The organism is Pseudomonas sp. LBUM1664 (assembly GCF_059695895.1).
Genome location: NZ_CP166791.1, coordinates 3,685,093 through 3,710,294 on the forward strand (window position 1 = coordinate 3,685,093; position 25,202 = coordinate 3,710,294).

Here is a 25,202-nt window from a genome sequence, read left to right on the forward strand (position 1 = left end):
GATGAACACGCTGAGCACCTTGGCCCCCAAGCACTTCAAACAACCCGGTCACACGCCGACAGTCATGATTGTAGGCGCCGGTCCTATTGGCCTGTCCCTGGCAATCATGCTGCAAAAGTGGGGCGTCTCTTTTCGCATTATTGAAAAGAATGCCGGCCCCTCGACCGCGACCAAGGCGATGGCCATTCACTCCAGGACCCTGGAGATTTTTCGAGATCTGGGCGTTGCCGATCAAGCCATCAGCGACGGGTTCACGATTAACCAGTTTTCGGTGCAGTCGAACGCTAAACGGGTGCTGAACTACAACTTCTCCAATCTGGACGCGACCTATCCCCTGCTCCTCAGCCTGCCACAACCGCAGACAGAGAAGATTCTGCTTGAGCGACTGAACGCGCTGGGGATAGAGGTTGAGTGGAACACCGAACTGGTCGATATAGAAAACCAGCCGGGATCAGTACACATGAAGCTTCATCATGCCGATGGCAGCGACGAATCCTTTACCAGTCGCTGGGTGGTTGCGTGCGACGGTGCTCGCAGCAACATTAGAAAACGCCTTGATATGACCTTCGAAGGATCGTCCTATGACCGATTCTTCATGCTTGCCGATGCCGACATCGAGTGGTCTGGAAGCAAGGACGAAGGCGCCTTCTTCCTGGGTGCACAGGACGGTTATGTAGCGGTCGCGCCGATCAGCGCCCAGTCCCGTTATCGGCTTTTCATCGAGATGCCCTACAACCTGCCGCCAGAAGGCGAGCGCCCATCCTTGAGCCTGGAGAACTTCCAGCGGTTGTGCGAAGGACGTGGGCAAAAGATGACGCTGTCCAATATTTCATCGACCACCATTGCATCTTTTCAACACCGCCGCGTGCAATCGATGCAACAAGGCTCTGTGTTTCTGGTGGGCGACTCGGCGCATATCGGCAGCCCGATCGGCGGGCAGTGGATGAACCTGGGGGTTTCCGAGGCCTATAACCTGGCGTGGAAAATGGCCTATGTCGATCAGGGCCTGGCGGATCCATCATTGCTGGAGAGCTACAACGAAGAGCGCTACCCGGTTGCCCTGGAAGTCGAGAACACGGCACACCGACTGACGGGACTGATTACCGTCAAGCAGCGCGCCCTGGTTTGGCTGCGCGACAACGTTCTGCCACTGTTGAGCAACAGGCGCAAAGTTCAGCGCAAGCTGCCCTCGATGATTTCCGGCCATCAGTACCACTATGGCAAAAGTGATTACATTCAAGAATCGCTGACGAAAAAGCAGCGCAAGAATTGGGACAAAAAAGGGAAAAAACCCGAATTCCAGACCGCTGCGCCTCGCGCCGGCCAACTGGCTCCCGATGTCGAGTTGTGGCAACTGCAAGGTCTGCCGCCAAAACGCTTGATCGACTTGTTCCACGGAACGTTCACGCTGTTGATTTTCAGCGCGGCCGATCAGTTTTCCCCTCTGTTACCGGGCTATTACGCGCTGGCCGAAACGGTGGAGAAGGACTATCCGGGCATCAAGGCTTATTGCGTTATTGATGCCTTAAATAGCGCCGAACTGCCTTCCTGGCACTCGACGTTGCTGGACCCCGATTGGCGGCTGCACAAGCGTTACCACGCCAAAGAGGGCACGTTGATGCTGATTCGTCCTGATGGCTATATCGCTTTCCAGGGGGCTGATGCAATGACGCTCATCACGTATCTGAACGTACGATCCGGGCTACTCAAGGGTGCCAGAAAAACAACATCTTCCGAGATCGACGCAGTGCAACTCCAACTTTAAGTCTCTGTATGGCTACTGCCAGTTTGGTTCATTGATTCACACAAGGCCCAACCCTGGGCCATGACTTTTGATTTTTCTTACTGATAGAAACATAGACCGACTTAGGTTAGGAGACCCCCCATGCGCATGCAACTCAACGATGTGGTGCAGGAATTCATTGTGTCCAATGGAAAAATAGCCAATAGCTATTTTTCTCTCTCTGAGAAAATCATTGATTCACTGTGCGAATCCAATATAGCAAAAGAATCAATATTGATGCGTTTGCTGGAGCAGGCCGAATCCGTCACTGCGCACTACTTCAATGCTCATCAACAAGTCCTCGAGGGTGTTTATGCCCATGGGCTTGAAGCCCCCATCAATAAAAGCGTTCCGGTGCTGGAACCGGTCCAGCCGAATTCGGCGATACTGGCATCGGCACCCGCGGTCGAACAGACGCCCGAACTCAACTACGGGCAATGGTTGCGCGCCGAAATAAGCTCGGTCACGGGGTTCAAAAAGGAACAAATCGACTTCGACCAAAGTTTCGAAAGCATGGGCATCGACTCTCTGGGGATGGTCGATATTTTCGAATCCCTGGCCCAGCACTTCCCGGAAAAGAAAGCGCTCACCTCGCAACTCTTTGATGCCCCCACCCCTACGGCCCTGCTGGCACGCCTTGAAGCCGATCCGCAGGCGCCTGCCGTGGATGTCGAAGCCTGGGTGCTTGAACAACTGGCGGCTATCACCGGTTTTACGGTAGAGCAGATCGACCAGAAACAAAGCTATGAAAGCCTGGGCCTCGATTCCCTGGTGCAACTGGACTTCCTCGAATCGGTCGTCGCCTTGTGGCCATCACTCAAGGCCAACAGCACTGAGCTGGCCAACGCCAAGTTCCCGCAGGAAACCATCGCGCTGATTAAAGCGGCCCTGGCCAGCCCCGAGTCGACACCCGCCACACCCGCCGAAGGGCAATCACCTGCCGCTACGGACGCTCAAGGGCAGATAGGCAATCTGCTTATCAACGCCCTCACCCCCCTGATCCCCGACGCGCCACAGTCGATCGACATTGAGACCCCCTTTGCACAACTGGGGCTCAACGGGTTTGCCCGAGAAAAACTCTGCCAATCCATGGCGCAACAGTGCTCTGCCAGCGAGTTTGCCGGTGAAGCCCTGATGTCGCGTCGCACGCCGCAGGACGCCTTGTCGCTTCTGACAAGACTGAGCTGAGCCGCTGTAAAAAATGGCATGGAATCCGGGTGATCGAATCGATCACCCAGCTTTTTGGCAATCAGGAGATAGGGTATGAGTGGCGCGGTAACAACAGAGGGCGATTTTTGCTTCAGCGCAATGGCCGGCGAGTTTCCTGGGGCACCGTCAACGGATGCGCTTTGGCACCTGCTCTCGCAAGGGCAGATAGCACCTATCCATTCGATGCTGACGCGCTGGGAACTGGATAAAGCGTCGATATATTCAGCCAAGACAGGGGAAAAAGATCGCACTTACCTGGACAGTGCTTTTTGCCTGACCGATGACGTATCGACCCCTTCACGGCATGAAGGACGGCAGGTCGCCATTGGCAAAAAAGTACTCCAGACGCTCCTCACCCAGCTCGCTGGACAAGGCTCGGCGCTCATCAAGGAACGCACCGCACTGGTGGTCGCGACATCCTGGAGTGACGAGAGTTATTTCGTCACGGGAGCGTCCGCAAAAGCCGATGCGTCAATGGGCTATACGCCGGGTGAACAAGTGGCTGAACTGGCAGCAGCTTTCGCCCTGGGTGGCCCGGCGTTATCGGTAGACACCGCCTGCAGTTCGTTCCCCTATGCAATCGATATGGCCCAAGCCCTGGTCAACAGTGGACAAGCGGATAACGCCATTGTCATGGCGCTGAACACCGTGCTGCCACCGGCACTGTTTTTGGGCTTCTCGCAGTTGACCGCCTTCTCCGCCCGGGCCCAAATGCAGGCGTTCGGCCAGGACGCTGACGGCATTGTGCCGGGCGAATGTGCGGTTGCCTTTCTGGTCGAACCCGTATCCCAAGCCCTGATTGCCCAACGCCGCCCCCTGGGTGTTCTGCGGGCATTGGGGCTTTCCGCCGATGGCGCCGAAGGCTCGGTGTTTGCGCCGGGCAAACAGGCCCAGTGCTCGGCTTACCAACGTGCCTATATTGGTCTCGATCCCGGCGACGTGGACTACATCGAGACCCATGGCACCGGTACACCACTGGGTGATGCGACCGAGCTGGACTCGTTGAACAGCTTCTTCGCGCCCCATCGCGCGGACGGAAAAAAAATAACCATCGGCTCGATCAAGTCCGTCATCGGTCACCCACTGGCCGCAGCCGGAGGCGCTTCGCTCGCCAAGGCGCTGATGATATTGCGTCATAAAGGCATTCCACCTCAGCCCGACTACCAGCCCAGCCCGAAAGTTGACGAGACCTGTCTGCAACTGGCCACAGAGCAGGTACAACCCCTCGCTGATCGTCAGACGGCGCTGCGGATCGGCATCTCCAGTTTTGGTTTTGGCGGTGCCAACGCGCATCTGGTGGTGGATGAATACATTCCCGACGACCGCCCCGCCGCCGCCCGGGTCGCCCCCGGCGTGCTGATACTGAACCTTGCTGTCGTCGAGGCTGAAGCGGCGATTGGCAGTCACGGTTCATTGCAGTCATTCAAGCAACAGCTCAATCAGCCGGCAGCACCCTCGGTTGTTTTCCCTTATGGGCGCTTCGTTGATTACACCGCTGCTCCAGCTCAGCCATTACTGGGGAAATTCCTGGCACAGGACCGCGTCATTGATATCGACGGGTACGGCATGGGGCCCAAACCTCTGGCCCATGTCGATCCGTTCAAGCTGTTGATCACCGATCGCGTCAACCATTTACTGCGACGCCTGCCGGGTGTGGCCGGCTCATCCGGCACGGCTATGGTGATGTGCTGCAACATGGGTGGGGAACGTTTCAGCAATGCGTATAGCAGCGCTCACAACTTTTACTCCCAGGCTCAAGGCATGCCGCCGGGCGTGGAAGTGACGGACGTGGCAACCATGTTGCCAAACATGTTGTCCGGCTACCCGGCGCAGATTTATGACTTCAAGGGTTTCCATCAGACACTGGTCGGCACCCCGGGTTTGTTCTGGCAAACCTTGCTGGCATCGCAGCAGTGGTTCAAAGAGGGCATCACCACGCTTTTGCTCGGTGCAGGGCGCTTTATCAGTGGTGAAATCGAAGTCGAGCGCGCCCGACACGCCACAACAACGCAAGGTGAAGGACTGGGGCTGATTGCGCTGCGGCCGTATCAACCGGACGCCAGCGACAAACCTTTGCTGGTGATCCGCGCAGCGGTCCTCGCCCATGCCGCGAAATCGCTGGAAGCGGCGTGCCAACTGTTGGGCAAGGAGCACAGGCAATACCAAAGCATTGAAGTCTGCGAGCTGCAGCCTGATGCGACTCATGCCAGTGGATCAGTGAGAGAGATGACCGGCTTCCTGGCTGAAGCCACGGGTATCGAAACCCTGTTGGCGGTGATGCTGAGTGCATCGGCTCACACGGTGATCGAGGTTCGCGAAGCCGGCAAGGCAGTGATGTGGCTATTTACCGAGAAACTTCGGGAGTGGCGCCCGGAGACGGCCGGAACCACCCCGGCCATCAAACATCCCTTCATGTTGCGCTTTGCTCATTCGGCATCCCACGAACTGCGGCAGGTCATCGCGCCTGCCCGCCCTGCCAGCGTTGTCCGCGAGCCGCGACATGATGGCGTCGACGTGCTGCAACTCAGCGACCTGCTGACCAACACCCTGCTCTCGGGACTGCGCGTGCGGGTTCGCGCCATGGAGGGCCTTTTCGCCCTGCACCGCGGCGCCGAAGCCCAACGCCCGGCGCACTGGCAGCGTCGCCCGGAAAATATCGTGATCACCGACGTCCAGCGCAGCCCTCAGTCATTGCGCGCCCAGCTGGTGGTGAATGAAGCGCACCCCTATTTCTTCGATCACCCTCTGGATCACATCCCCGGCATTTTATTGCTTGAGGGCGTGATGCAACTGATTGAACTCGCCATGCCTCCACTGAGTGGGCGAGTCGCTTATGTCAAAACCCTGAGTATCAAGTTCCAGCAATACGTACAAAAGCAGGGTGTGATTGATCTGCATCTGGAACAGGGCAAAGACCCCCAAGTATTCAATGCGAAGGTCATGCAGGCCGGAAAGCTGATGTGCACCTGCATCCTTGGTATGGCTTACAGCTCGGCGTTCGAGACATCGCCCGCCGGCGAGTTCACGGCCACTCGCTGCCGCGACAAGGCCTTGCTGCACAAGGCCAGAGAAGAAAACGTCATCGTCAGCGACATGAGCGGCATCGCCCAAGGCTTGAGCGTGGACACGGTCAAGCTGCCAAATGAGCACCTCTTCCAGGAGGGCGACCCCGCGCACTATTCGATGGTGTATTTCCTCGAAGTTGCCCGCCAGTGCTACATGCAGATCGCCCACAGCCATCTGCGGATTCCACTCAACACCCCGATGAACCTGCTGGCCTTGAGTTTCACTCTGGATCGGCCAATTCCCAGGAACAGTCCGCTGTCATTGGCGCCGCAAGCCGGTTTTGACGCGCAGGATCAGTCGTTCAAAACCAACCGCATTTATATCGACCTGTTCAACCGGGGCGAAAAAATCGGTCAAGCCAGCATTACCGCGCAAGTGTTGAGTCAATCCGCACCCGCTGCCTGAGGCAATCAATTGATCTCTCCCTCCAACCTGGCCGTGCCCCCAACAAACCAAGGTGTCGCCGTGAACGATGTCAAAGTGCAAGTCATAGTCAAATCGCCGCCTTCTGAAATATGGAAGATCTGGAGCCATTTTTCAGAAGCGCCGTTATGGGATACCGACGTTCGCCATTGTGAACTCAATGGCCCGTTTCAACCCGGAACGCGAGGCAAATGCATCCTCAAAAACGGCCTGAACATGCCGCTGAAACTGGAAGCCGTGAGCCTGCATGAGAGCTATCGGAACACGGCAAGACTGCTCTGGATCGACCTTGAGTTCGATCATCAGATGCGCAGGATTTCTCCCAACGAAACCCACGTCATCCATAGCGCAAAGATCTCCGGCCCCTTAAGTTTTTTATACCGCGGGCTGCTACGCAAAATGCTGACCGCGGCAATGACCACCGCACTGGACAACCTGTGCACTCTGGCTGAACAACGAGCGAATGCCATCAGTACCCCTGGGCTCGAAAAACCTGAAACGAATTTGCACCTTGTATGAACCATTAACCATCCCGGAAGGGGGCGCGTTGGACGCTTGCTCCCAAACGCGCTTCGCTTACTTATCGATAACAGCACACTTTGGACCGAGCATGAACCTACTAAAAAATACTCAGTACCTTGCGATGGGCGTCATTGGCATGAGCTTTATGGCCCCCGCGGCCAGTTCCGCCGACACGCTCGGCCCCTACATCAGTGTCATGGGCGGCTTGAACTGGGTCGCTGCACAGGACCTTAGCCAGAACAACCTCGATTTCGTCGAGATGGAGTTCAACCAACCCTTGCATTCCGGCTTCGCCACCGGGCTGGCCATGGGCTGGCGATTTCCCGTCGGGCTCAGACCGGAAGTGGAAGTCAGCTACCGAAAAAACACCCTGACCCAGTTCAATGACCGGGTCTACGACGGCGGCGGGAGCATCGACGGCAAAGGCGAAGAGAAAGCCAGCAGTCTGATGGCCAACCTTTGGTATGACGTGTTGAATCTACCAGCGCCCTTCAGTCGATTCACCCCCTACATTGGCGGCGGCCTGGGCTACACAACGCTGTCGGTCAGTGGCCTGGAAGCCGGTGGCGTCCCGTTCGGCGGCACTCATCGCGACACCGTATCGGCCTACCAATTCGGCGCCGGGGTAGGTTATGAGCTCACCGAGCAATGGTCCATGTCCCTGGATTATCGATACCTCAAGACTCGCGAAGCGAACTTTGGTGACATTCAAGGCCTGTACCCGGGCGATGTGCGCACTGAATACAACGCCCAATCCTTAATGCTCGGTCTGCATTATTGGCTCTAAGCGGTTAACCGGATGGGCGCCTCGCATTGGCAAGGCGCCTACCCAGCGTTTACAGGTGAGTTGCCCTGCATATGGTTCGCGAGTAGGTTCGGTGAGCGTCGCAACACCCTCCAGCGCGTCGACGACTGGGATCGACCGATCCCGGTATCGCCTGCCTCCAGTTGTTCAACCGAGGAAGAAGGCTCAGCCCATGAAACAAAAACTGCCTTAACTATCCTGTAACAAATTACGACTAGCGTCTGCCAAATCCATGACGCGAGTGCCTCACCATGCTTTCAACCCAAGAAACGTTGATACAGCGCATCCACCGCGAGCTGCTCGATCACAGTGACGAAGAGCTGGAACTGGAGTTATCCGAAGACGGCCACGGCCTGGATGCGTTGTTCGATGAGCACGCCCAGAGTGTCAGTGAGAAGGAAGCCCGACGGCTTTATTTCAGCGAACTGTTCCGCCTGCAGGGCGAACTGGTGAAGCTGCAAAGCTGGGTGGTCAAGACCGGGCATAAGGTCGTGATCCTGTTCGAAGGGCGCGATGCTGCCGGCAAAGGTGGCGTGATCAAACGCATTACTCAACGACTCAATCCTCGGGTCTGTCGCGTTGCCGCCTTGCCTGCGCCCAACGACCGTGAACGCACCCAGTGGTACTTCCAGCGCTACGTCTCGCACCTGCCGGCAGCAGGCGAAATCGTGCTGTTCGACCGTAGCTGGTACAACCGCGCCGGGGTCGAACAAGTCATGGGCTTTTGCAACGCCGATCAGTACGAAGAGTTCTTCCGTACCGTGCCAGAGTTTGAGCGGATGCTCGCCCGTTCCGGTATTCAGTTGATCAAATACTGGTTCTCCATTTCCGACCAGGAACAGCACCTGCGCTTCCTCAGCCGCATTCATGACCCGCTCAAGCAATGGAAACTCAGCCCCATGGATTTGGAGTCCCGTCGGCGCTGGGAGGCCTATACCAAGGCCAAGGAAATCATGCTCGAACGCACTCACATCGCCGAAGCCCCGTGGTGGGTGGTGCAAGCCGACGACAAGAAAAAAGCCCGGCTCAACTGCATCCATCACCTGCTCGGGCAAATGCCCTATGAAGAGGTGGAGCTACCGGCAATCGAACTGCCGCAGCGCGAGCGGCAGGAGGACTACTCCCGCAGTCCGACGCCGCCAGAGATCATCGTGCCTCAGGTCTATTAAGACAGACCGAACAGGGACACCCAACACCGAGCGCCCCTGCGCCACATCCTTAATGAACCGGATTTCATCATGACGACCCAGATCCTGGCCACGGACTCATCGAGTTCAATCTCCTACGGCTCAAGGCCACAACTCAACCGCAAGCCGAGCATAATGACCTTGGTGGTCTTTTTTGCAGTCCTGGGCAGCGGACTGCTGTTTACCGCCTACAGCCTGATGCACGACATGAGCGAACTCGGCACCGTGGTGACCACCTGGACGCCATTTTTGCTGTTGGGCGTGGCACTGCTGATTGCACTCGGCTTTGAGTTCGTCAATGGCTTCCACGACACCGCCAACGCGGTGGCCACGGTCATTTACACCAACTCCATGGCACCAAACTTCGCAGTGGCCTGGTCGGGGTTCTTCAATTTTCTCGGGGTGCTGCTGTCCAGCGGTGCGGTGGCCTTCGGCATCATCGCCTTGCTGCCGGTGGAACTGATTCTGCAAGTCGGCTCCTCCGCCGGTTTCGCCATGATCTTCGCCCTGCTGATCGCCGCCATCCTATGGAACCTGGGCACCTGGTGGCTGGGCTTGCCGGCGTCTTCTTCACATACCCTGATCGGCTCGATCATCGGCGTCGGCGTTGCCAATGCCCTGATGCACGGTCGCGATGGCACCAGCGGCGTGGACTGGGCCCAGGCGACCAAGATCGGTTACGCGTTGTTGCTGTCACCGCTGGTGGGCTTCGGCTTTGCCGCATTGTTGCTGCTGGCGCTGCGGGCCTTCGTCAAGAACCGCGCGCTGTACAAAGCCCCCGAAGGCAACACCCCGCCGCCATGGTGGATTCGTGGCATGTTGATCCTGACCTGCACCGGCGTGTCATTCGCCCACGGCTCCAACGATGGCCAGAAAGGCATGGGCCTGATCATGTTGATTCTGGTCGGCACCCTGCCGATGGCATATGCGCTGAACCGCACCATGCCAGCCGATCAGGCACTGCAGTTCGCCGCCGTGGCTGAAGTCACTCAACAAGCCTTGGTAAAAGGCTCGGCCCTACCGGCGCCGGCTGATCCACGCCCGATTCTTTCCGACTACATCCGCAGCAAAGAAGCGACGCCACAGCTGGTGCCGGCACTTGCCGCCATGACGGGCAGCATCGGTGCCGAGGTCAAGGGTTACGGCTCACTGGCCAAGGTGCCAGCCGAAGCGGTGGGCAACGTGCGTAACGACATGTACCTGACCAGCGAAACCATTCGCCTGATGGACAAGAACAAGGTCGGCAACTTCGACGCCGACACCAGCGGCAAACTGCAACTGTTCAAGCAGCAGATCGACAACTCCACACGGTTCATTCCGCTGTGGGTGAAAATCGCCGTGGCCATTGCCCTCGGCCTGGGCACCATGGTCGGCTGGAAGCGCATCGTCGTGACGGTGGGTGAAAAAATCGGCAAGACCCACCTGACCTACGCCCAAGGTGCCTCCGCCGAAACCGTGGCCATGCTGACCATCGGCGCAGCCGACATGTTTGGCTTGCCGGTATCCACGACCCATGTCTTGTCCTCCGGCGTGGCCGGCACCATGGTCGCCAATGGCTCAGGCTTGCAGATGCGCACCATCCGCAACCTGGTAATGGCCTGGGTACTCACGCTTCCTGCTGCGATCCTTCTGTCCGCAAGCCTCTACTGGCTGTTCACTAAACTGTTCTGACCGCTCAATCGTCAAGGCCTCACGCGGGTGAGGCCTTGCGCCCTGTCGTCATTTCATCCGGTGATTTGCACCGCTCTCGATCAGCCCGCCGCGACAACGGTGATTTCCACCAGTAGGTCCGATGCCGCCAGACGCGATTCAACGGTGGCCCGTGCAGGCGCATGACCTTCTGGCACCCAGGCGTCCCACACCTCGTTCATGCCCGCGAAATCGGCCTGGATGTCCGACAACCAGACCTGTGCGGTGAGGATACGGGTTTTGTCCAGGCCGGCCTGGGCCAGGAAGTTGTCGATTTTTGCCAGCACCTGGGCGGTCTGCCCCTTGATGTCCTGGGTCCGGTCAGTAGCCGTCTGGCCGCCGAGAAAGGTAAGGCCGTTGCATTGAACGACGCGGCTCATGCGTTGATTGGTTTCAATGCGTGTGATGTCCAGCATGTGAACTCCTTAGCGTTACGGCATGGTTGAGGTGGATTGAAAAGATGAAGCCGTCGTACTGGCGGCTACGTTGAAACGGTCGATCGCGAACGGTTCCAGTGAAATGCTCGAATGCTCGCCCAGAATGAGCTGGGCCAGCCGTTTACCGGTGCCGGGGCCCATTTGAAAGCCGCTACCGCAAAAACCGAACGAATAGCTCAGGTTACTGGCCTTGCGACTGGCACCTATCACCGGCAGGTCATCGGCCGTGAAGGCTTCAACGCCGGCCCAGACGCGGTTGACGCCCAAGTGCTCCAAATGCGGAAACAAGTCAGTGACAGTGCGAGCACTGCTGCCCAGTCGAGCCATGTCGACCTCGCCATGGCGCGACAGAAAATCCAGCGACCCGATCAGCTTGCCACCAATCACAACCGTGCCATTGGCAAATTGCTTGAACGACAGCGCTCTACCCGTGGCGCCCAACACCGGCGTACAGAAAGGTGCAACGCGATGGGTGACCATCAACATGAGGCCTTCAGGATGCACGGGGACCGACTCGCCAACCTGTGTAGCCAGCTCTGCGGCCCAGGCGCCCGCCGTCACCACCAAATGTTCGGCACTGAAACTGCCGCTGGGTGTACGCACCCGCCATTGAAGGCCCGTCTGCTCGATCTGTTGCGCGGGAGTGTTTTCGTGGATGTGTACGCCACGTTTCTCCGCGGCCCGGCGAAACGCCGTGATGATCCTGAAGGGCACCGCGTACCCATCGTCCTTGACCCAGATGCCGCCCGTCACATGCCGTGAAACACTCGGCACTTTGTCGAACACCTGTTGCGCGTCGATCAGCACTTCATGGGTGAAACCCAACGCCTGCAGGTGCTCGACCCGAAACCGGCACTCCACCAGTTCCGCCAGATTCTCCGCCAGTTTGAGTTGGCCGCTGGGGACAAAACCGCCGTCGTCGCCCAAGGTATTTTTGAGATCATGCCAAAGATCGCGCGACGACAGTGCCAATGGAATCTCCGGAGTGTGGCGACCCAGGGTACGCACGCCACCGGCATTGACCCCGGAGGCATGACGACCGCAATACTCCGCTTCCAGCACCGTGACCTTGACGCCGGCCTGCGCGAGATAGAACGCAGTGCTCAGGCCATGAATGCCGCCACCCATCACCAGCACGTCAGCCTGGCGCCTGCTCGACTCACTCACCGGCCAACTCTCCCAGAGTGATGGGCTTGATCGGCGGACGGATGCGGTAATAACCCACTTCGGCCGCCGACACACCGCGGGCCTTGGCGATGACTTCGGTCACGGTCAGGCCGCACATGCGTCCCTGGCACGGCCCCATGCCACAGCGACCAAATGCCTTGGCCTGATTCGGTCCCGCGCACCCCAGGGCGACGAAGCCGCGCAACTCACCCGCTGTCACCTCCTCGCAGCGACACACCATCACCTCGTCGGCCGGAATACGGTTTTGCTCCTTTGGCTGATAAAGCGTGTCGAGAAACGGTCGGATCCGCAGGTTGGCCTCCAGTCGAACGCGCAGCCCCCGAGCCATGTCATCACGTTTATCCGTGCTGATTGCCTTGAGCCGTGTGGCGATCCCCAGCGCCGCCAGTTGTCCCTGCACGACCGCTGCCTGAGCCCCACCGATGCCGGCACCGTCCCCGGCGACATAGACCCCCGGCACATCCAGCTCACCCCATGGATCGGTGACCGGCGTGAAGCACAGCTGATCCGGGTCCCATTCATGGCGCGCGCGCAACGCCTGGCTGAACTGGATATTAGGCACCACGCCCTGATGCAGCAGCACGCAGCGCGTGGCGATGCGCTGCGCCTTGCCGGACACGCTGAATGTCAGGGCCCGGGCCGCCTCCTCACCTTCGATCGCCAGGTGTTCGGCACCGCCATGATGAGCGATTCCGGCGGAGCGCAGGCTGCGCAGTAACTCCAACCCCTTGCGCAGATAAGGCCAGGCGCGCAAAGCGGCAAACAGGTGACGACGGGCGCGCCAGTAATCTTCGGGTCGCGTGGTGTCGACCAAGGCCTTGATCGTCACGCCAGCACGCAAGTACTGCCAGCCGAGCAAATACAGCAGCGGACCGCAACCGGCCAACACCACCGGTTCGCTCGGTGCCAAACCTGAGCTTTTCAGCAGGATCTGCGCGGCACCGGCGCTCATCACGCCGGGCAAGGTCCAGCCGGCGATCGGAAACGGTCGCTCCATGGCCCCCGTCGCTAACAGCACGGCTTTGGCGTCCAGCGTATACAAGCGTCCTTCTCGCAGATAACTGACCTGATGATCCCGAGTGACTTGCCACACCGATGCGCCTTTTTCATAACGCACGCCCGAGGCGAGCAGGGCCTGGGCCAATTCATTTCCCTGGGCATAATCCGCCCCCAGCAGATCTCGTCGTGACAACGGTGCCAGGGTGATACCCCGATAAATCTGCCCCCCCGGACTTCCCTGCTCATCCAGCAGCACCACTTGCAGACCCAGCCCGGCCATCTGCGTCGCTGCGGCCATGCCGGCCGCCCCTGCCCCTACAACCACCACATCGACGGCTTCAAGATTCATGAGTGTTCCTCCATGACCCGGACACCGGGTTGATAGATCAAATCCCGGGCCCCTTCCTGGGAACGAATGCGCATGCCTTCGGCCACTTCGATCAGGCAGCTTTGGCGGTTGGGAACACCGTCAATGTCCACCAGACATTCGAAGCACACGCCCATCATGCAGTACGGAGCGCGGGGCGACTCACTGACCGGCGTGGCGCGAAATCGGTTGATGCCGGACATCAGCAAGGCAGCGGCGACGCTCATGCCAGCAGGCACACTCAGCGGTTCATCGTTGAAGGTCAGGCACACCGTCGGCGTCGCCCCGCCCTCACTGATAACCGGTTGAAACAGCGGATCAGTGCGCATGTGAAAACACCCTGTCAGTTAGAAAACGATCGCCGGTCAACACCGCCAGCTCTGCAGGCCGTTCCCCACCCATGATCCACGGTGCGATACGCAGGGCATGGGCGGCCGCCAGGGTCACGCCGCTGTGGCAGGTGACGACGAATGCCCCCGGGTGAGCGCGCGATTGCTGGTAGATAGGAAACCCGTCCGGGCTCATCACCCGCAATGCGCCCCAGGCCCGGACCAGCCGTACATCGCGCAACAAGGGAAAGGTCGCAACACCGCGCCTGGCAATGGCGGCCAACACCTCGGTAGAGGTGCCGTCATTGAAGCCCACCTCCTCCATGGAATCGCCAAACTGCACAGTGCCTTCATCGGTCTGGCGGACGTTGAGCGTCGGGTAGTGAAGAAATGGCCGCACTCGCTCACTGATCAACACCTGCCCGCGATTGGGCGCCACCGGTGCATACAGGCCAACCTGCCGCGCCAGCGCCGCGTTGCCCAACCCGGCAGCCAGAACGATCCTTGACGCAACAAAGCGACGCTGACCCGCCCAGACACAAAACTCACCGGATGCACAATCGATGCGGTCGACCTGCATGCTGCCATGCAGCCGCGCCCCCTTGGCCTGTGCCGAGGCATGCAGGGCCCGCAGCACTTTCAATGGATTGACGTGGCCGTCCTGAGGCGTATAGCTGGCGCCGATCACCGCCGGTCCGACCAGCGGCAGACGCGCTTTCACTTCGGCGGCGTCGAGCATTTCGAACGGGTAATCGCCCAGCGCATCCTGCAATGTCTGCAGTCGCGACTGGCGCTCCAACAGTTCTTCGTCGTTGAAGCACATATGGAACCCCCCCGGTTGCTTTAGCTGGACGTTGACACCGCTATCGGTCATCAGCGCTTGCGCGAACGCCGGCCAGCGACTCGCCGAAGAACGGGTCCAGCGCGAGTAATCCGGCAGGTCATAGCCTTTGCCCTGAACCCAGACCAGGCCGAAATTGCCCCGTGAGGCACGAAACGCATCGTCGCCCTGATCCAGAACCACGGTGTCGACACCGGTGCGTGCCAGCCCATAGGCCACCGCCATCCCCACCAGCCCGCCACCGACCACAATCACGTCCGACTGCACGACGCCGTACCTGTCCTGGCTCATTTGCTTTCTCCGATCAGTACCCGATCCAGCCCGACCATGCGATCGAGCACCAGCATCAACAGCAGGGTCCCGATGATCAGCACCGTGGAGACAGCGGTGATCAACGGATCAATGGTCTGTGAGATCTGGTTGTACATCGCCACCGGCAAGGTCGTGGTCCCCGGAGTGGCGACGAACACGGTCATGGTCAGCTCGTCGAAGCTTTGGATAAATGCCAGCATCCAACCGCCAATGACACCCGTGCGGATACGCGGCAGGACCACCCGGTAAAAAGCGGTCCAGCGTCGTGCGCCGAGCGACAAGGCGGCCTGTTCGATGTCCCGCTCCAGGCCAATGGTCGAGGCCAGCGTCAGCCGCAAGGCATAGGGCAGCACGACAATCACATGGGTAATGCTCAGCGCCCAGAACGAGCCGCCAATCTGCGCCATGGAAAAAAACCGTAGAAACGCAATGCCCAGCACCACGGAGGGGATCATCAGCGGCGAGAGCAAGAAACCGGTCAACGTGCTGCGCCCTGGAAACTCGTAACGGCTGATCGCCAATGCTGCCGGAACCGCCAGCAACGTGGCGACAGTAGCCGAAACCAGGCCCAGCTTGAGCGACAGAAAGAACGCGTCGAGCATTTCCTGGTTCTCAAGCAATGCCCGGAACCAGCGTAACGACACGCCATCGGTGGGTAAGGACAAGTAACCCTTGTCGGTAAAGGCAATCGCCATCACCACCACCAGTGGGGCGACGATAAAAATGATGAACAGCCAATGAAACAGCAGCGAGAAAAATCCGTTCTTGTGCATGGCAGGTTACTCGAAGACTTGCTTGAAACGACGCTCGGCCAGCTTGCTGCAACCCAGGATGATGATCAGGTTGGCGAGCAGCAGGAGCATCGCGATGGCGGCGCCAAGCGGCCAGTTGAGGGTGCCTAGAAACTCGTCGTAGGCCGCGGTCGCCACCACTTTCAGGCGTCGTCCTCCGATGATCGCCGGGGTCGCGAACGCCGACGCGGCCAGGGCGAAGACAATGATTGAACCGGAGAGAATGCCAGGCATGAGCTGCGGCAGGATGATCCGGCGGAACACCGTGAGACGCGACGCACCGAGGGACAACCCGGCCCATTCCACCTGCAGGTCCAGGCGTTGCAAGGTGGCCCACACGGCAATCACCATGAACGGCACCAGCACATGGGTCAGTGCGATGATCACACCCAGCTGGGTGAACAGCATTTTTACCGGCTGATCAGTCACGCCCAACGCCAGCAGCGCATCGTTGATCAGGCCATTGTTGCCCAGCAGGATCGCCCAGCCGAGCGTACGCACGACGACCGAAATCAGCAGCGGCCCCAACACCACCAGCAGAAACAACGAACGCCAGCGCGGCGCCATGCGCGCAATGATGATGGTTTCCGGCACGCCGAGCAGCACGCAGAGGACGGTGACGGCCAACGCCATGCCACCCGTGCGCAGAAAGATGTCGTGGAAGTAGCCATCCTTGAAAACCTCCAGATAATTGCCGACGCTGTAGACCGGCAATACGCCCTCGGTATCGCTGAACAGGTTGAGCGACAACACTGCCGTCAAGAGCAGAGGCACCAGCAGCAACACGATGAAAACCAGTAACACCGGACCACTCAGCAACCAAGGCGCGGCACCGACGTGTTCGGCATCATACCTGGCCATGGGCGACCTCCCGATCCAGTAGGCGCAGGTCGTCGTCGGACCAGTCCAGGCCGACTTCATGGCCTTCATCGGGCGGTGGCATGCCCAGGTTGGGCTGGGTCATGTGCACCACACCCAAGTGACTTTCCACCGCGATCAACCACAGATTGCCGAGGAACACGCGCAAGCGGATGCGTCCATTCAAACGCCCCTTGCCCGCCTCCATCAGACGGATTTTTTCTGGACGGATATAGACATTGACTTCGTTGCCCAGCGAGCGATCTTCGTGAGGGACGTGCAATAGCGTGTCCTTGACCTGCACCTGGCAACACCGTTCGTTGCGGGTATGCACAGCGCCGGCGAAGGCGTTGGTCTTACCCAGGAACACCGAAGCGAACGGTGAATGCGGGCGCTCGTAAGCTTCGTACGGTGTGTCGATCTGCACGATTCGACCTTTGTGCATCACGGCGATGCGGTCGCTCATGGTCATGGCCTCAACCTGATCATGGGTCACCAGAATCGTGGTGATACCCAGGTCGCGCTGGATCGCCCGTAGCTCGATGTGCATCTCTTCGCGCAGTTTGGCGTCGAGGTTGGACATAGGCTCGTCGAGCAGTAGCAAGTTGGGCCGAATGGCCAGGGCCCGGGCAATGGCGACCCGTTGGCGCTGCCCGCCGGACAGCGCCTTGGGGTAACGTTCACCCAGACCGCCGAGGCGCACCAGGTCCAGGGCTTCATTGATGCGCTGGTTGCGTTCAACCTTGGGTACACCGCGCATCTCCAGGCCGAAACTGATGTTTTGCGCAACGGTCATGTGCGCGAACAACGCATAGCTCTGGAAGACGACTCCCAAGCCTCGTTTCTCGGGACGTACATGAGTGATGTCGCGGCCATCGAGGACGATGCGCCCTTGCGTTGGCTGGATAAAGCCGGCAATGGATTGAAGCGTGGTGGTCTTCCCGCATCCGGAGGGTCCGAGCAAGGCGATGAATTCGCCGTGCCGCACCTCCAGATTCAATCCGTCGATGGCCTTGAAGCTGCCGTAAGTCTTGACGATGCCTTCAAGTGTGAGAAATGCCATTGGCATGCCACGCAGGCCGAGCCTGCGCCTCCAGAATGGTTTCGGGAAGGATCGGAGCCGTTGGGCGGCTAGCGTTCGATCGTGCGATTCCAGCGCGTCGTCCACTCGCTGCGCTGCTGGTTGATGGTGTCCCAATCAACCTTGATCAACGCATTGACCTTCTCCGGACCATAGGGCATGCGCGCGGCAATGTCCGGCTCAAGGGTCACGGTCTTGTTGACTGGCGCGAAACCGTTTTCCCGGGCCTGAATGTCCTGCACTTGCGGCGAGAGCACATACTGGATGAATTGCTGCGACAGCTCGGGCTGCGCGTTGGGAGTGATGCCACAGGCGGCGACCTGCAGGGCAATGCCGCCTTCTTTCGGGTAGATGAATTTGAGTGGAAAACCGGTGCCTTGCAACGCCATCGCACGGCCACTGCCATACACCGCCATGACCACGTCGCCGTTCTGCATCATGCCGTCCATTTCACCCGGTGCCGATACCCAAGCCAGGACGTTGGGGCCGATTTCGTCCTTCAACGCCTTGAAGCCGGGGTCGATGTTCTTTTCGCCACCGCCGCGCAAACGGGCCATTTCCACCAGGGTGTGCAAGCCGTAGGTGTTGGTCACGGGCGGCATGCCCAGCAGTTGCTTGTAGCGGGTGTCAGTGAGGTTCTCCCAGGAATCCGGCGGTGCCCATCCACGCTTCTTGAACGCCTCTTCGTTGTAGCCGATACCCGTGGCGACCACCCCGATGCCGGTCGCTTCAGGACTGATCCGCGCCAGCGGATAAAGATCTTGATAAACCGGTGCGTCGCTGAGCTTGGCGCACAGTCCCATTTGCAGCGCCTGGTACATCGGCCCATCGTCCATCATCGCCACGTTGATCTGCTGACGACCTTTCTGGGCCTGCAACTTGGCTAGGGTTTCAGTGGAGTTGCCTGCGACGTAAACCACCTTGACGTTGTGCTGCTTCTCGAATGCCGGGATGACTTTGGTCTTGTACATCTGCTCGGTGGAGCCGCCTACACCGGCGACATACAGCGTCGACTCGGCGAATGCGGCGCCACTGCCCAGCCCGACAAGGGCAACAGCGACAGCAGTGGCAATGCGGGTCAGGTGACGAAACGGCGGTATTGCTGAGGTCGAGTTATGGCTATTCACAGACTATCTCCGAAGTGCATGGGGGCAGATCGAACAATGCGTCAGTTGCTTCGGGGTCAATCGAAGCCATGCAGCACGCCGCATGTACTCGGCGAATACCTCGCGCCGGTGGCGCATCTTCAGGTGCGCTATAGGGTTGCTGGTCTGGAGTATTACGATGCATCATCCATAGGGTCAAATCAGAATATTCGGGCTAGCTATTCATATTTGATATGGAGTACAGGCATGAATCTCAGGCAAATCGAAGCCTTTCGCAGCGTCATGCGATTGGGCTCCATGACCGCTGCGGCGGACGTGCTGTATACCTCGCAACCCAATGTCAGCCGGCTGATTGCGCAGCTGGAACTGAGCACCGGGCTGACCCTGTTCAAGCGCGCGGGCGTTCGGCTGATTCCGACCCAGGAGGGTCAGGCGTTTTTCCATGAAGTGGAACGCGCCTATGTCGGCCTCGACAGCCTCAGGCATTCGGCAAAGAACATCCGCAACCTGGGCACCGGGCGTCTGCGTGTAGCGGCCGTGCCATCGACGGGCCTGAGCCTGCTTCCCGCAGTGATCAAGAAATTCACCACCACGCGCCCCGAGCTCACGGTGTCACTGCACGTGAACTCGTCGCCGACCGTGGAACAATGGGTTAAATCGCAGTTTTGCGACATCGGCATCGTGGTCCATCCCGGCGACGTCAACAGCCAGCAAATCGAGTTACTCGCCGAAAGAGCGGCTGTGTGCGTATTGCCCCGCGCACATGTGCTGGCTAAGCGATCGCACATCACATTCGAAGACCTTGAAGGGCAAGCGTTCGTTTCGCTCTGCCACGGCGATGGCACACGGTCACTGGTGGACGGTTTGTTCGAACAGGCAGGCGTCGAGCGGGTGATGGCAGTTGAAGCGCAGTACAGCGCGATCAACTGCGAGATGGTGGCCCTCGGCATGGGCATCACCCTCGCCCATCCGCTGGTTGCCAAGGATTACCTGCATCGGGACATCGTGGTCAGACCGTTCATACCGGACATCCTCTTTCCGACGTATGTGATTTGGCCGACCGCACAGATGAGAACACGACTGGCCGAGGAGTTTGTCGATACGTTGAAGGCGTACTATCGAGAAACAGTGATGCCCTGAGGTGCAAAGCACCCATTGCTCAAGCCCGGTACTGAACGGCTCAAGCGCAGCCGAAAAACGACGCTAAGCCCTCACCATCAACGCCCCCGGCGCATCCGCCGCCCCCTGCAGCAGCTCGATCACCCAGTCGATAAAGACCCGAACCCTCGGCGACAACTGCCTGTGGGGCGGGTACACCGCTGAAATCGGCCACGACGGCACGCCGTATTCGCTCAGCACTTGAACCAGGCGCCCCTCGGCCAACTGTCGTTGAACGTGGTAGCACGGTACTTGAATCAGGCCAAATCCCGCCTCACAGGCCGTCACATAAGCGTCGGCACTGTTGACGGTCAGCTCGCCAGGCAATTGCAACTCGCGCACCTGCCCCGCCACCTCGAATTCGAACGGAAAAAACCGCCCATGGCCGGCCGCAAAGTTGATTGCCCGGTGCGCCGTCAAATCCTCCAGGCACTGGGGCGTGCCCAAGCGGGCAAGGTAGTCGGGGCTGGCGCACGTCAGCTGATGCATTCGCACGATGGGCCGCGCCACCAACGCTTGATCGACGATGTTGCCCGCCCGGATCGCGCAATCCACGCCCTCGCGTTGCAAATGGACTTGCCGATCCTGGAAGCCGATGTCCAGTTGCAGCGCTGGGTAGCGCCGATAGAAATCCGGCAGGCGCGGCAAGATCCAGGTGCAGCCAAAGGCGATGGGCATGTCCACGCGTAAGGTGCCCCGTGGTTGGCTGCGCTGCACCGACAACGAGCTTTCGAGGTCGTCGAGATCATCCAGCAGTTGGCCACAGCGCTGATAGTAGGCTTCACCATCGAGTGTTGCGCGCACCTGCCGCGTGGTGCGCTGTAGCAGTTGCACGCCCAGGTGAGTTTCCAATTGCTGTATCACCAGGCTGACGGTGGCCCGGGGCAGCCCTAGATCGTCGGCGGCTTTGCCAAACCCTCCCAGTTCGACGATGCGTCTGAACACCTGCATTGCCTGTAATCGGTCCATTGTTCGACGCCCACTATTCAGATATCACGAATAGTTAAACCAAAAATCATGGATTTATCCAGAAAACCGTTTACTGGAGACTGAACAGGTCATTTATCTCCAGGAGCAATCATCATGATGACCCGCCAACTCGGCCATCAAGGCCCACACGTTTTCGCCATCGGCCTGGGCTGCATGGGCATGTCGGACTTCTACACCACTGGCGTGGATGAGCGAGAGGCCGTGGCCACGCTCCACCGCGCCCTGGAACTGGGGGTGACGCTGTTCGATACGGCCGACATGTACGGACCGCACACCAACGAAGAACTACTGGGGCGGGCCTTGCAAGGCAAGCGTGAAAGTATTTGCCTGGCGAGCAAGTTCGGCCTCGTGCGCAGCAGCGATCCCCATGCCCGCGGCGTCAATGGCCGCCCCGAGTACGTCAAGCAAGCTATCGAAGGTAGCCTCAAGCGCCTTAATACCGACTACCTCGACCTCTACTACCAGCACCGCATTGACCCCGAGGTGCCCGTTGAAGAGACGATCGGCGCCATGGCCGAGCTGGTCAAGGCCGGCAAGGTCCGCCAAATCGGCATCTCGGAAGCCAGCGCCGAGACCATCCAAAGGGCGCATGCGGTGCATCCACTGGCGGCGGTCCAGAGCGAATATTCGCTGTGGTCCCGCGACCCGGAACACAATGGCGTGCTCGATACATGCCGTCGCCTGGGCATTGCATTCGTCGCCTATAGCCCGCTGGGCCGTGGTTTTCTGACGGGCGAGCTGAAGTCTCCAGAAGACTTCGCCGCCGATGATTATCGCCGCTTCAGCCCGCGCTTCCAGGCAGACAACTTCACTCGCAACCTGGCGCTGGTGGACAGGGTCAAGGCATTGGCTGCGGACAAGGGCATCAGCGCATCGCAACTGGCCTTGGGCTGGGTACTGGCTCAGGGCGACAACGTCATCCCGATCCCGGGGACCAAGCAGCGCAAATATCTGGAAAGCAATGTGGCGGCCGCTGCGGTGGCCTTGAGCGCCGATGAGCTGGCCCAGCTCGATGAAATTTTCGGAGCCGACGGCGTGGTGGCGGGCGAAAGATACAATGCCCAGACGATGACGTTACTCAACGGCTGATCAACCAGCCGGCGGCGACTCAGTAGTAACGTCGCGGGTCGGAATCGATCAGGCTGGCCAGCTTGGTCAGGGCAAAGCGCAGTTCGTCCTGGCTGGTGGGCGACATTAGCACCAGCCGCACACAGCGGGTGCTCGCGCAGCGTTCAGCCTGAAACTGCGTGCCACTGAGCACCAGCACACCATTGGCCCGGGCGAGCATGGTGAACTCGTCGCTGGTCCAGGGCTCGGGCAGCGTCAACCAGACGTGATACGAATAGGGCTGGGTCTTGAGCTCGAAATTGGCAAAGATTTCCCGGGCAATCGCTTGCCGTCCGGCGGCTTCGTTGCGCTGGATGCGGATCAGTTTGGTGTCCAGGCCCTCGGTGATCACATTGCTGGCCAGTTGAGCAGTCAACGGCGACGGCATCCAGACACTGCTGCGCACCATCGAGGTCAGGCGCGACAGCAGTTTCGGCGGACTGTAGAGATAGCCGATGCGAAGCGCCGGCATGACCGACTTCGACAGGCTGGTCAGGTACACCGAGCGATCCGGCGCAAACGCCGACAGCGGCTTGATCGACGGATCGGTGGCGAGGAAGCCATAAATATCATCGTCCAGGATAATGAAGTCGAACTCTTCAGCCAGCGCCGCGATTTGGGCCCGACGTTTTTGCGACATGATCGCCGCCGTCGGGTTCTGGCAGGTCGCCACGCAAACCAGCATCGCCGGTTTTTCTCGCAGGCACAGTTCGCGCAACGCTTCGGGAATGATGCCTTCATCGTCCATCGGCACGCCACGCAGGCGGCGCTCAAGGCCATGGGCCAGGGAAATGATCCCGGGGTAGCAAAGCGCTTCGCAAAGCACCAGGTCACCGGCGTTGGTCAGGGCGCTCATCGCGACCATCAAGCCATGCTGGGCCCCGGCCGTGATCACCACTTGCTGCCATTGCGCATCGGGCAATGAGTGGCGCAACCACTGCGCGCCCGCCTCGCGATGCGCCGGATGACCGCCGTCCGGCGCGTAATCCAGGGCTCGAGCAAAATCGGTGCTCTTGGCCATGCCCACCAGCGCACCGCGCAACCAATACTCCAGGGTTTCGCTGTAGGGCTTGATGATTGAGAGATCGATTAATTCGGATTGCCCCAGATTCAGCGATGTGCCGCTGTTGCTCGACGGCAGTTCCAGCTGCGTCTGGTTGAGCACATAAGTGCCACGCCCCACTTCCCCCTGAACCAGACGACGTCGATGAGCTTCGCTATAGGCCCGACTGATGGTGCCCGGTGTGACATTCAGGGTGTTAGCCAGCTCCCGCAGGGTCGGCAGGCGATCACCTTCGTTCAACACGCCATTGCCGATATCGCGCGCCAATGCGTCAGCAATCGACAAATACATCGGCTGGCCGAACTCGCTTAGCTGGGGAACCCACATGAATGATCACTGCCCATCGTAGAAATGATGAATATCCGAGCATATCACAGGGAGGTTAGGCAACTCATAAATCGACACAATCACCACATTGAGTCGATTGATGCGATTTTTAATCGCTGATAAGAGTCACCTGAAAATATTTATATAAATATTATTAATTTTATAAATCATAATGTTATGTGAAAAACAATCGAAAAACCCGGCATCTGAAGCATAAAAATCCCGACCACCTTCACACCCTCTATTGAATCAACTCAATTTATTCAAATACACTCATATCGAATCGAACCAATCGACTCAATCCTCCCCTGATCACTGCGCGCCCCTGCCGCGCCAAGACGAGACATCATGGACACACTCAGAAAGGACCTATCCCTGTCAGCCGTCGTTGCGGGCTTTATCGCCGTGATCATTTCCTATGCCGGCCCGCTGATCATCGTGTTTCAGGCCGCCAAGGAAGCGCACCTGCCCAACGACGTGGTGTCTTCGTGGATCTGGGCCATTTCCATCGGCAGCGCGATTACCGGCCTGTTCCTGAGCTGGCGCCTGCGGATTCCAGTGATCACGGCGTGGTCGACACCGGGCGCGGCGCTACTGGTGTCGATGTTGCCCACCGTCACCCTGCCCCAGGCCATCGGCGCCTATGTGGTGGCGTCGGTGATCATCGCCTTGGTCGGGTTGTCCGGCGCGTTCGACAAACTGATGAGCCGCCTTCCCAAAGCCATCGCCGCCGCCATGCTCGCTGGCATCCTGTTCCGCTTTGGCGCCGAGCTGTTCACTTCGATCAAGCTGCAACCGGCGCTGGTGCTGTCGATGATTGCGGCGTACCTGATCTTCAAACGCTTCTCACCGCGCTACGCAATTGTGTCGGTACTGATTGTCGGCTGCGCCGTGGCCGCCTCGTTCGGTGAACTCAACAGCGGTTCGATCACCATTGCAGTGGCCCACCCGGTCTTCATCGCCCCTGAATGGAGCTGGCACGCAATCATCAACATTGGCCTGCCACTGGCGTTGGTGACCTTGACCGGCCAGTACGTGCCAGGCATGGCCGTGTTGCGTACCTCGGGCTACAACACGCCAGCGCGCTCGATCATTTCGGTCACCGCGATCGGCTCGATCCTGCTGGCACCGTTTGGCTCCCACGGCTTTAACCTGGCAGCCATTACCGCAGCGATCTGCACCGGCCGCGAAGCCCACGAAGACCGCGACAAACGCTACATCGCCGGGATCGCCTGCGGGGTGTTCTACCTTCTGATGGGCACCTTCGGCGCGACCCTGGCCTCAGTGTTTTCGGCGCTGCCCAAAGAGTTGATTGCTTCCCTCGCCGGCCTGGCCTTGTTCGGCGCAATCAGTGCCGGGCTGACCGGCGCCATGGCCGACGAGAAACAACGGGAAGCCGCGCTGATCACCTTCCTGGTGACGGCCTCGGGCATGAGCTTCCTGGGCCTGGCTGCTGCGTTCTGGGGTTTGATCTTCGGTCTCGTGGCGCATTGGGTACTGACCTACACCCGGGAAAGCAAAGCCGCCGCCGTCGCCCAAAGCAGCCAATCGCCTACTTAAGGAA

The 25,202-nt window shown here is 59.3% G+C and carries 21 protein-coding genes; 10 read left to right on the top strand and 11 right to left on the bottom strand.

Annotated features, from left to right (window positions below):
- The first annotated feature begins 1 nt into the window (after nucleotide 1).
- The 7 genes from ACA047_RS17105 to ACA047_RS17135 all read left to right on the top strand — a co-directional run bounded on the left by ACA047_RS17105 (nucleotide 2) and on the right by ACA047_RS17135 (nucleotide 10,666).
- The gene (locus ACA047_RS17105; protein ID WP_497351241.1) at nucleotides 2–1,765 is read left to right on the top strand and encodes an FAD-dependent monooxygenase; all 1,764 of its coding nucleotides are present in this window, start codon (nucleotides 2–4) and stop codon (nucleotides 1,763–1,765) included.
- A gap of 120 nt (nucleotides 1,766–1,885) precedes the next feature.
- On the top strand, nucleotides 1,886–2,971 hold the full coding sequence (locus ACA047_RS17110; RefSeq protein ID WP_497351243.1) for an acyl carrier protein: 1,086 nt from the start codon (nucleotides 1,886–1,888) through the stop codon (nucleotides 2,969–2,971).
- Nucleotides 2,972–3,046: 75 nt separating this feature from the next.
- A complete protein-coding gene (locus ACA047_RS17115) occupies nucleotides 3,047–6,463 on the top strand; it encodes a beta-ketoacyl synthase N-terminal-like domain-containing protein (RefSeq protein WP_497351245.1) in 3,417 nt (1,138 codons plus the stop codon).
- Between the two features lie 60 nt (nucleotides 6,464–6,523).
- Complete coding sequence (locus ACA047_RS17120; RefSeq protein WP_497351247.1) at nucleotides 6,524–7,000, top strand: SRPBCC family protein; 477 nt, start codon at nucleotides 6,524–6,526, stop codon at nucleotides 6,998–7,000.
- Between the two features lie 91 nt (nucleotides 7,001–7,091).
- Nucleotides 7,092–7,790 (top strand): outer membrane protein, encoded by a 699-nt coding sequence (locus ACA047_RS17125; protein WP_497351249.1) that lies wholly within the window; start codon nucleotides 7,092–7,094, stop codon nucleotides 7,788–7,790.
- Nucleotides 7,791–8,059: 269 nt separating this feature from the next.
- Entirely contained in the window at nucleotides 8,060–8,977 is a 918-nt protein-coding gene (gene ppk2 / locus ACA047_RS17130; RefSeq protein ID WP_497351251.1) for a polyphosphate kinase 2, read from the top strand.
- Nucleotides 8,978–9,046: 69 nt separating this feature from the next.
- Nucleotides 9,047–10,666, top strand: coding sequence for an inorganic phosphate transporter (locus tag ACA047_RS17135; RefSeq protein ID WP_497351253.1), 1,620 nt, complete (start codon nucleotides 9,047–9,049; stop codon nucleotides 10,664–10,666).
- Between the two features lie 80 nt (nucleotides 10,667–10,746).
- Here ACA047_RS17135 and ACA047_RS17140 read toward each other — a convergent pair whose 3' ends face one another.
- From ACA047_RS17140 to ACA047_RS17180, 9 genes are all read right to left on the bottom strand, one after another.
- Nucleotides 10,747–11,100 carry a RidA family protein gene (locus ACA047_RS17140; protein WP_497351255.1) on the bottom strand — a complete coding sequence of 118 codons (354 nt, stop codon included), beginning with the start codon at nucleotides 11,098–11,100 and terminating at the stop codon, nucleotides 10,747–10,749.
- A gap of 15 nt (nucleotides 11,101–11,115) precedes the next feature.
- Nucleotides 11,116–12,288, bottom strand: a complete 1,173-nt coding sequence (locus ACA047_RS17145) for an NAD(P)/FAD-dependent oxidoreductase (RefSeq protein ID WP_497351257.1) — start codon at nucleotides 12,286–12,288, stop codon at nucleotides 11,116–11,118.
- Nucleotides 12,281–13,657, bottom strand: coding sequence for an FAD/NAD(P)-dependent oxidoreductase (locus ACA047_RS17150; protein WP_497351259.1), 1,377 nt, complete (start codon nucleotides 13,655–13,657; stop codon nucleotides 12,281–12,283). The genes ACA047_RS17145 and ACA047_RS17150 overlap by 8 nt, the downstream gene beginning before the upstream one ends.
- Complete coding sequence (locus ACA047_RS17155; RefSeq protein WP_497351261.1) at nucleotides 13,654–14,004, bottom strand: (2Fe-2S)-binding protein; 351 nt, start codon at nucleotides 14,002–14,004, stop codon at nucleotides 13,654–13,656. Before ACA047_RS17155 ends, ACA047_RS17150 begins: the two co-directional genes overlap by 4 nt.
- Nucleotides 13,994–15,136, bottom strand: coding sequence for an NAD(P)/FAD-dependent oxidoreductase (locus tag ACA047_RS17160; RefSeq protein ID WP_497351263.1), 1,143 nt, complete (start codon nucleotides 15,134–15,136; stop codon nucleotides 13,994–13,996). The genes ACA047_RS17155 and ACA047_RS17160 overlap by 11 nt, the downstream gene beginning before the upstream one ends.
- Nucleotides 15,133–15,930: an ABC transporter permease gene (locus tag ACA047_RS17165; RefSeq protein ID WP_497351265.1), complete on the bottom strand. Its 798-nt coding sequence runs from the start codon at nucleotides 15,928–15,930 to the stop codon at nucleotides 15,133–15,135. The genes ACA047_RS17160 and ACA047_RS17165 overlap by 4 nt, the downstream gene beginning before the upstream one ends.
- A gap of 6 nt (nucleotides 15,931–15,936) precedes the next feature.
- Nucleotides 15,937–16,809 carry an ABC transporter permease gene (locus tag ACA047_RS17170; RefSeq protein WP_497351267.1) on the bottom strand — a complete coding sequence of 291 codons (873 nt, stop codon included), beginning with the start codon at nucleotides 16,807–16,809 and terminating at the stop codon, nucleotides 15,937–15,939.
- Nucleotides 16,796–17,869 (bottom strand): ABC transporter ATP-binding protein, encoded by a 1,074-nt coding sequence (locus tag ACA047_RS17175; RefSeq protein WP_497351269.1) that lies wholly within the window; start codon nucleotides 17,867–17,869, stop codon nucleotides 16,796–16,798. Before ACA047_RS17175 ends, ACA047_RS17170 begins: the two co-directional genes overlap by 14 nt.
- Before the next feature lie 68 nt (nucleotides 17,870–17,937).
- On the bottom strand, nucleotides 17,938–19,014 hold the full coding sequence (locus ACA047_RS17180; RefSeq protein ID WP_497351271.1) for an ABC transporter substrate-binding protein: 1,077 nt from the start codon (nucleotides 19,012–19,014) through the stop codon (nucleotides 17,938–17,940).
- A gap of 225 nt (nucleotides 19,015–19,239) precedes the next feature.
- Here ACA047_RS17180 and ACA047_RS17185 point away from each other — a divergent pair, with 225 nt between their 5' ends.
- Nucleotides 19,240–20,133: a LysR substrate-binding domain-containing protein gene (locus ACA047_RS17185; protein WP_497351273.1), complete on the top strand. Its 894-nt coding sequence runs from the start codon at nucleotides 19,240–19,242 to the stop codon at nucleotides 20,131–20,133.
- A 63-nt stretch (nucleotides 20,134–20,196) separates the two neighbouring features.
- On the opposite strand, the gene ACA047_RS17190 is transcribed toward ACA047_RS17185, so the two are convergent.
- On the bottom strand, nucleotides 20,197–21,120 hold the full coding sequence (locus tag ACA047_RS17190; RefSeq protein WP_497351275.1) for a LysR family transcriptional regulator: 924 nt from the start codon (nucleotides 21,118–21,120) through the stop codon (nucleotides 20,197–20,199).
- A gap of 114 nt (nucleotides 21,121–21,234) precedes the next feature.
- On the opposite strand from ACA047_RS17190, the gene ACA047_RS17195 reads away from it, so the two are divergent.
- Nucleotides 21,235–22,230: an aldo/keto reductase gene (locus ACA047_RS17195; RefSeq protein WP_497351277.1), complete on the top strand. Its 996-nt coding sequence runs from the start codon at nucleotides 21,235–21,237 to the stop codon at nucleotides 22,228–22,230.
- A 19-nt stretch (nucleotides 22,231–22,249) separates the two neighbouring features.
- Here ACA047_RS17195 and ACA047_RS17200 read toward each other — a convergent pair whose 3' ends face one another.
- On the bottom strand, nucleotides 22,250–23,638 hold the full coding sequence (locus tag ACA047_RS17200) for an aminotransferase-like domain-containing protein (protein WP_497351279.1): 1,389 nt from the start codon (nucleotides 23,636–23,638) through the stop codon (nucleotides 22,250–22,252).
- 348 nt (nucleotides 23,639–23,986) lie between these two features.
- Between ACA047_RS17200 and ACA047_RS17205 the strand changes: the two genes are divergently transcribed.
- Nucleotides 23,987–25,198 carry a benzoate/H(+) symporter BenE family transporter gene (locus ACA047_RS17205; protein WP_497351281.1) on the top strand — a complete coding sequence of 404 codons (1,212 nt, stop codon included), beginning with the start codon at nucleotides 23,987–23,989 and terminating at the stop codon, nucleotides 25,196–25,198.
- Nucleotides 25,199–25,202: the final 4 nt, after the last annotated feature.

Coding starts and splice junctions, on each gene's coding strand:
- ACA047_RS17105 (WP_497351241.1), top strand. CDS start 2: ATGAACACGCTGAGCACCTTGGCCCCCAAGCACTTCAAACAACCCGGT.
- ACA047_RS17110 (WP_497351243.1), top strand. CDS start 1,886: ATGCGCATGCAACTCAACGATGTGGTGCAGGAATTCATTGTGTCCAAT.
- ACA047_RS17115 (WP_497351245.1), top strand. CDS start 3,047: ATGAGTGGCGCGGTAACAACAGAGGGCGATTTTTGCTTCAGCGCAATG.
- ACA047_RS17125 (WP_497351249.1), top strand. CDS start 7,092: ATGAACCTACTAAAAAATACTCAGTACCTTGCGATGGGCGTCATTGGC.
- ppk2 (WP_497351251.1), top strand. CDS start 8,060: ATGCTTTCAACCCAAGAAACGTTGATACAGCGCATCCACCGCGAGCTG.
- ACA047_RS17135 (WP_497351253.1), top strand. CDS start 9,047: ATGACGACCCAGATCCTGGCCACGGACTCATCGAGTTCAATCTCCTAC.
- ACA047_RS17140 (WP_497351255.1), bottom strand. CDS start 11,100: ATGCTGGACATCACACGCATTGAAACCAATCAACGCATGAGCCGCGTC.
- ACA047_RS17150 (WP_497351259.1), bottom strand. CDS start 13,657: ATGAATCTTGAAGCCGTCGATGTGGTGGTTGTAGGGGCAGGGGCGGCC.
- ACA047_RS17155 (WP_497351261.1), bottom strand. CDS start 14,004: ATGCGCACTGATCCGCTGTTTCAACCGGTTATCAGTGAGGGCGGGGCG.
- ACA047_RS17160 (WP_497351263.1), bottom strand. CDS start 15,136: ATGAGCCAGGACAGGTACGGCGTCGTGCAGTCGGACGTGATTGTGGTC.
- ACA047_RS17165 (WP_497351265.1), bottom strand. CDS start 15,930: ATGCACAAGAACGGATTTTTCTCGCTGCTGTTTCATTGGCTGTTCATC.
- ACA047_RS17170 (WP_497351267.1), bottom strand. CDS start 16,809: ATGGCCAGGTATGATGCCGAACACGTCGGTGCCGCGCCTTGGTTGCTG.
- ACA047_RS17175 (WP_497351269.1), bottom strand. CDS start 17,869: ATGGCATTTCTCACACTTGAAGGCATCGTCAAGACTTACGGCAGCTTC.
- ACA047_RS17185 (WP_497351273.1), top strand. CDS start 19,240: ATGAATCTCAGGCAAATCGAAGCCTTTCGCAGCGTCATGCGATTGGGC.
- ACA047_RS17190 (WP_497351275.1), bottom strand. CDS start 21,120: ATGGACCGATTACAGGCAATGCAGGTGTTCAGACGCATCGTCGAACTG.
- ACA047_RS17195 (WP_497351277.1), top strand. CDS start 21,235: ATGATGACCCGCCAACTCGGCCATCAAGGCCCACACGTTTTCGCCATC.
- ACA047_RS17200 (WP_497351279.1), bottom strand. CDS start 23,638: ATGTGGGTTCCCCAGCTAAGCGAGTTCGGCCAGCCGATGTATTTGTCG.
- ACA047_RS17205 (WP_497351281.1), top strand. CDS start 23,987: ATGGACACACTCAGAAAGGACCTATCCCTGTCAGCCGTCGTTGCGGGC.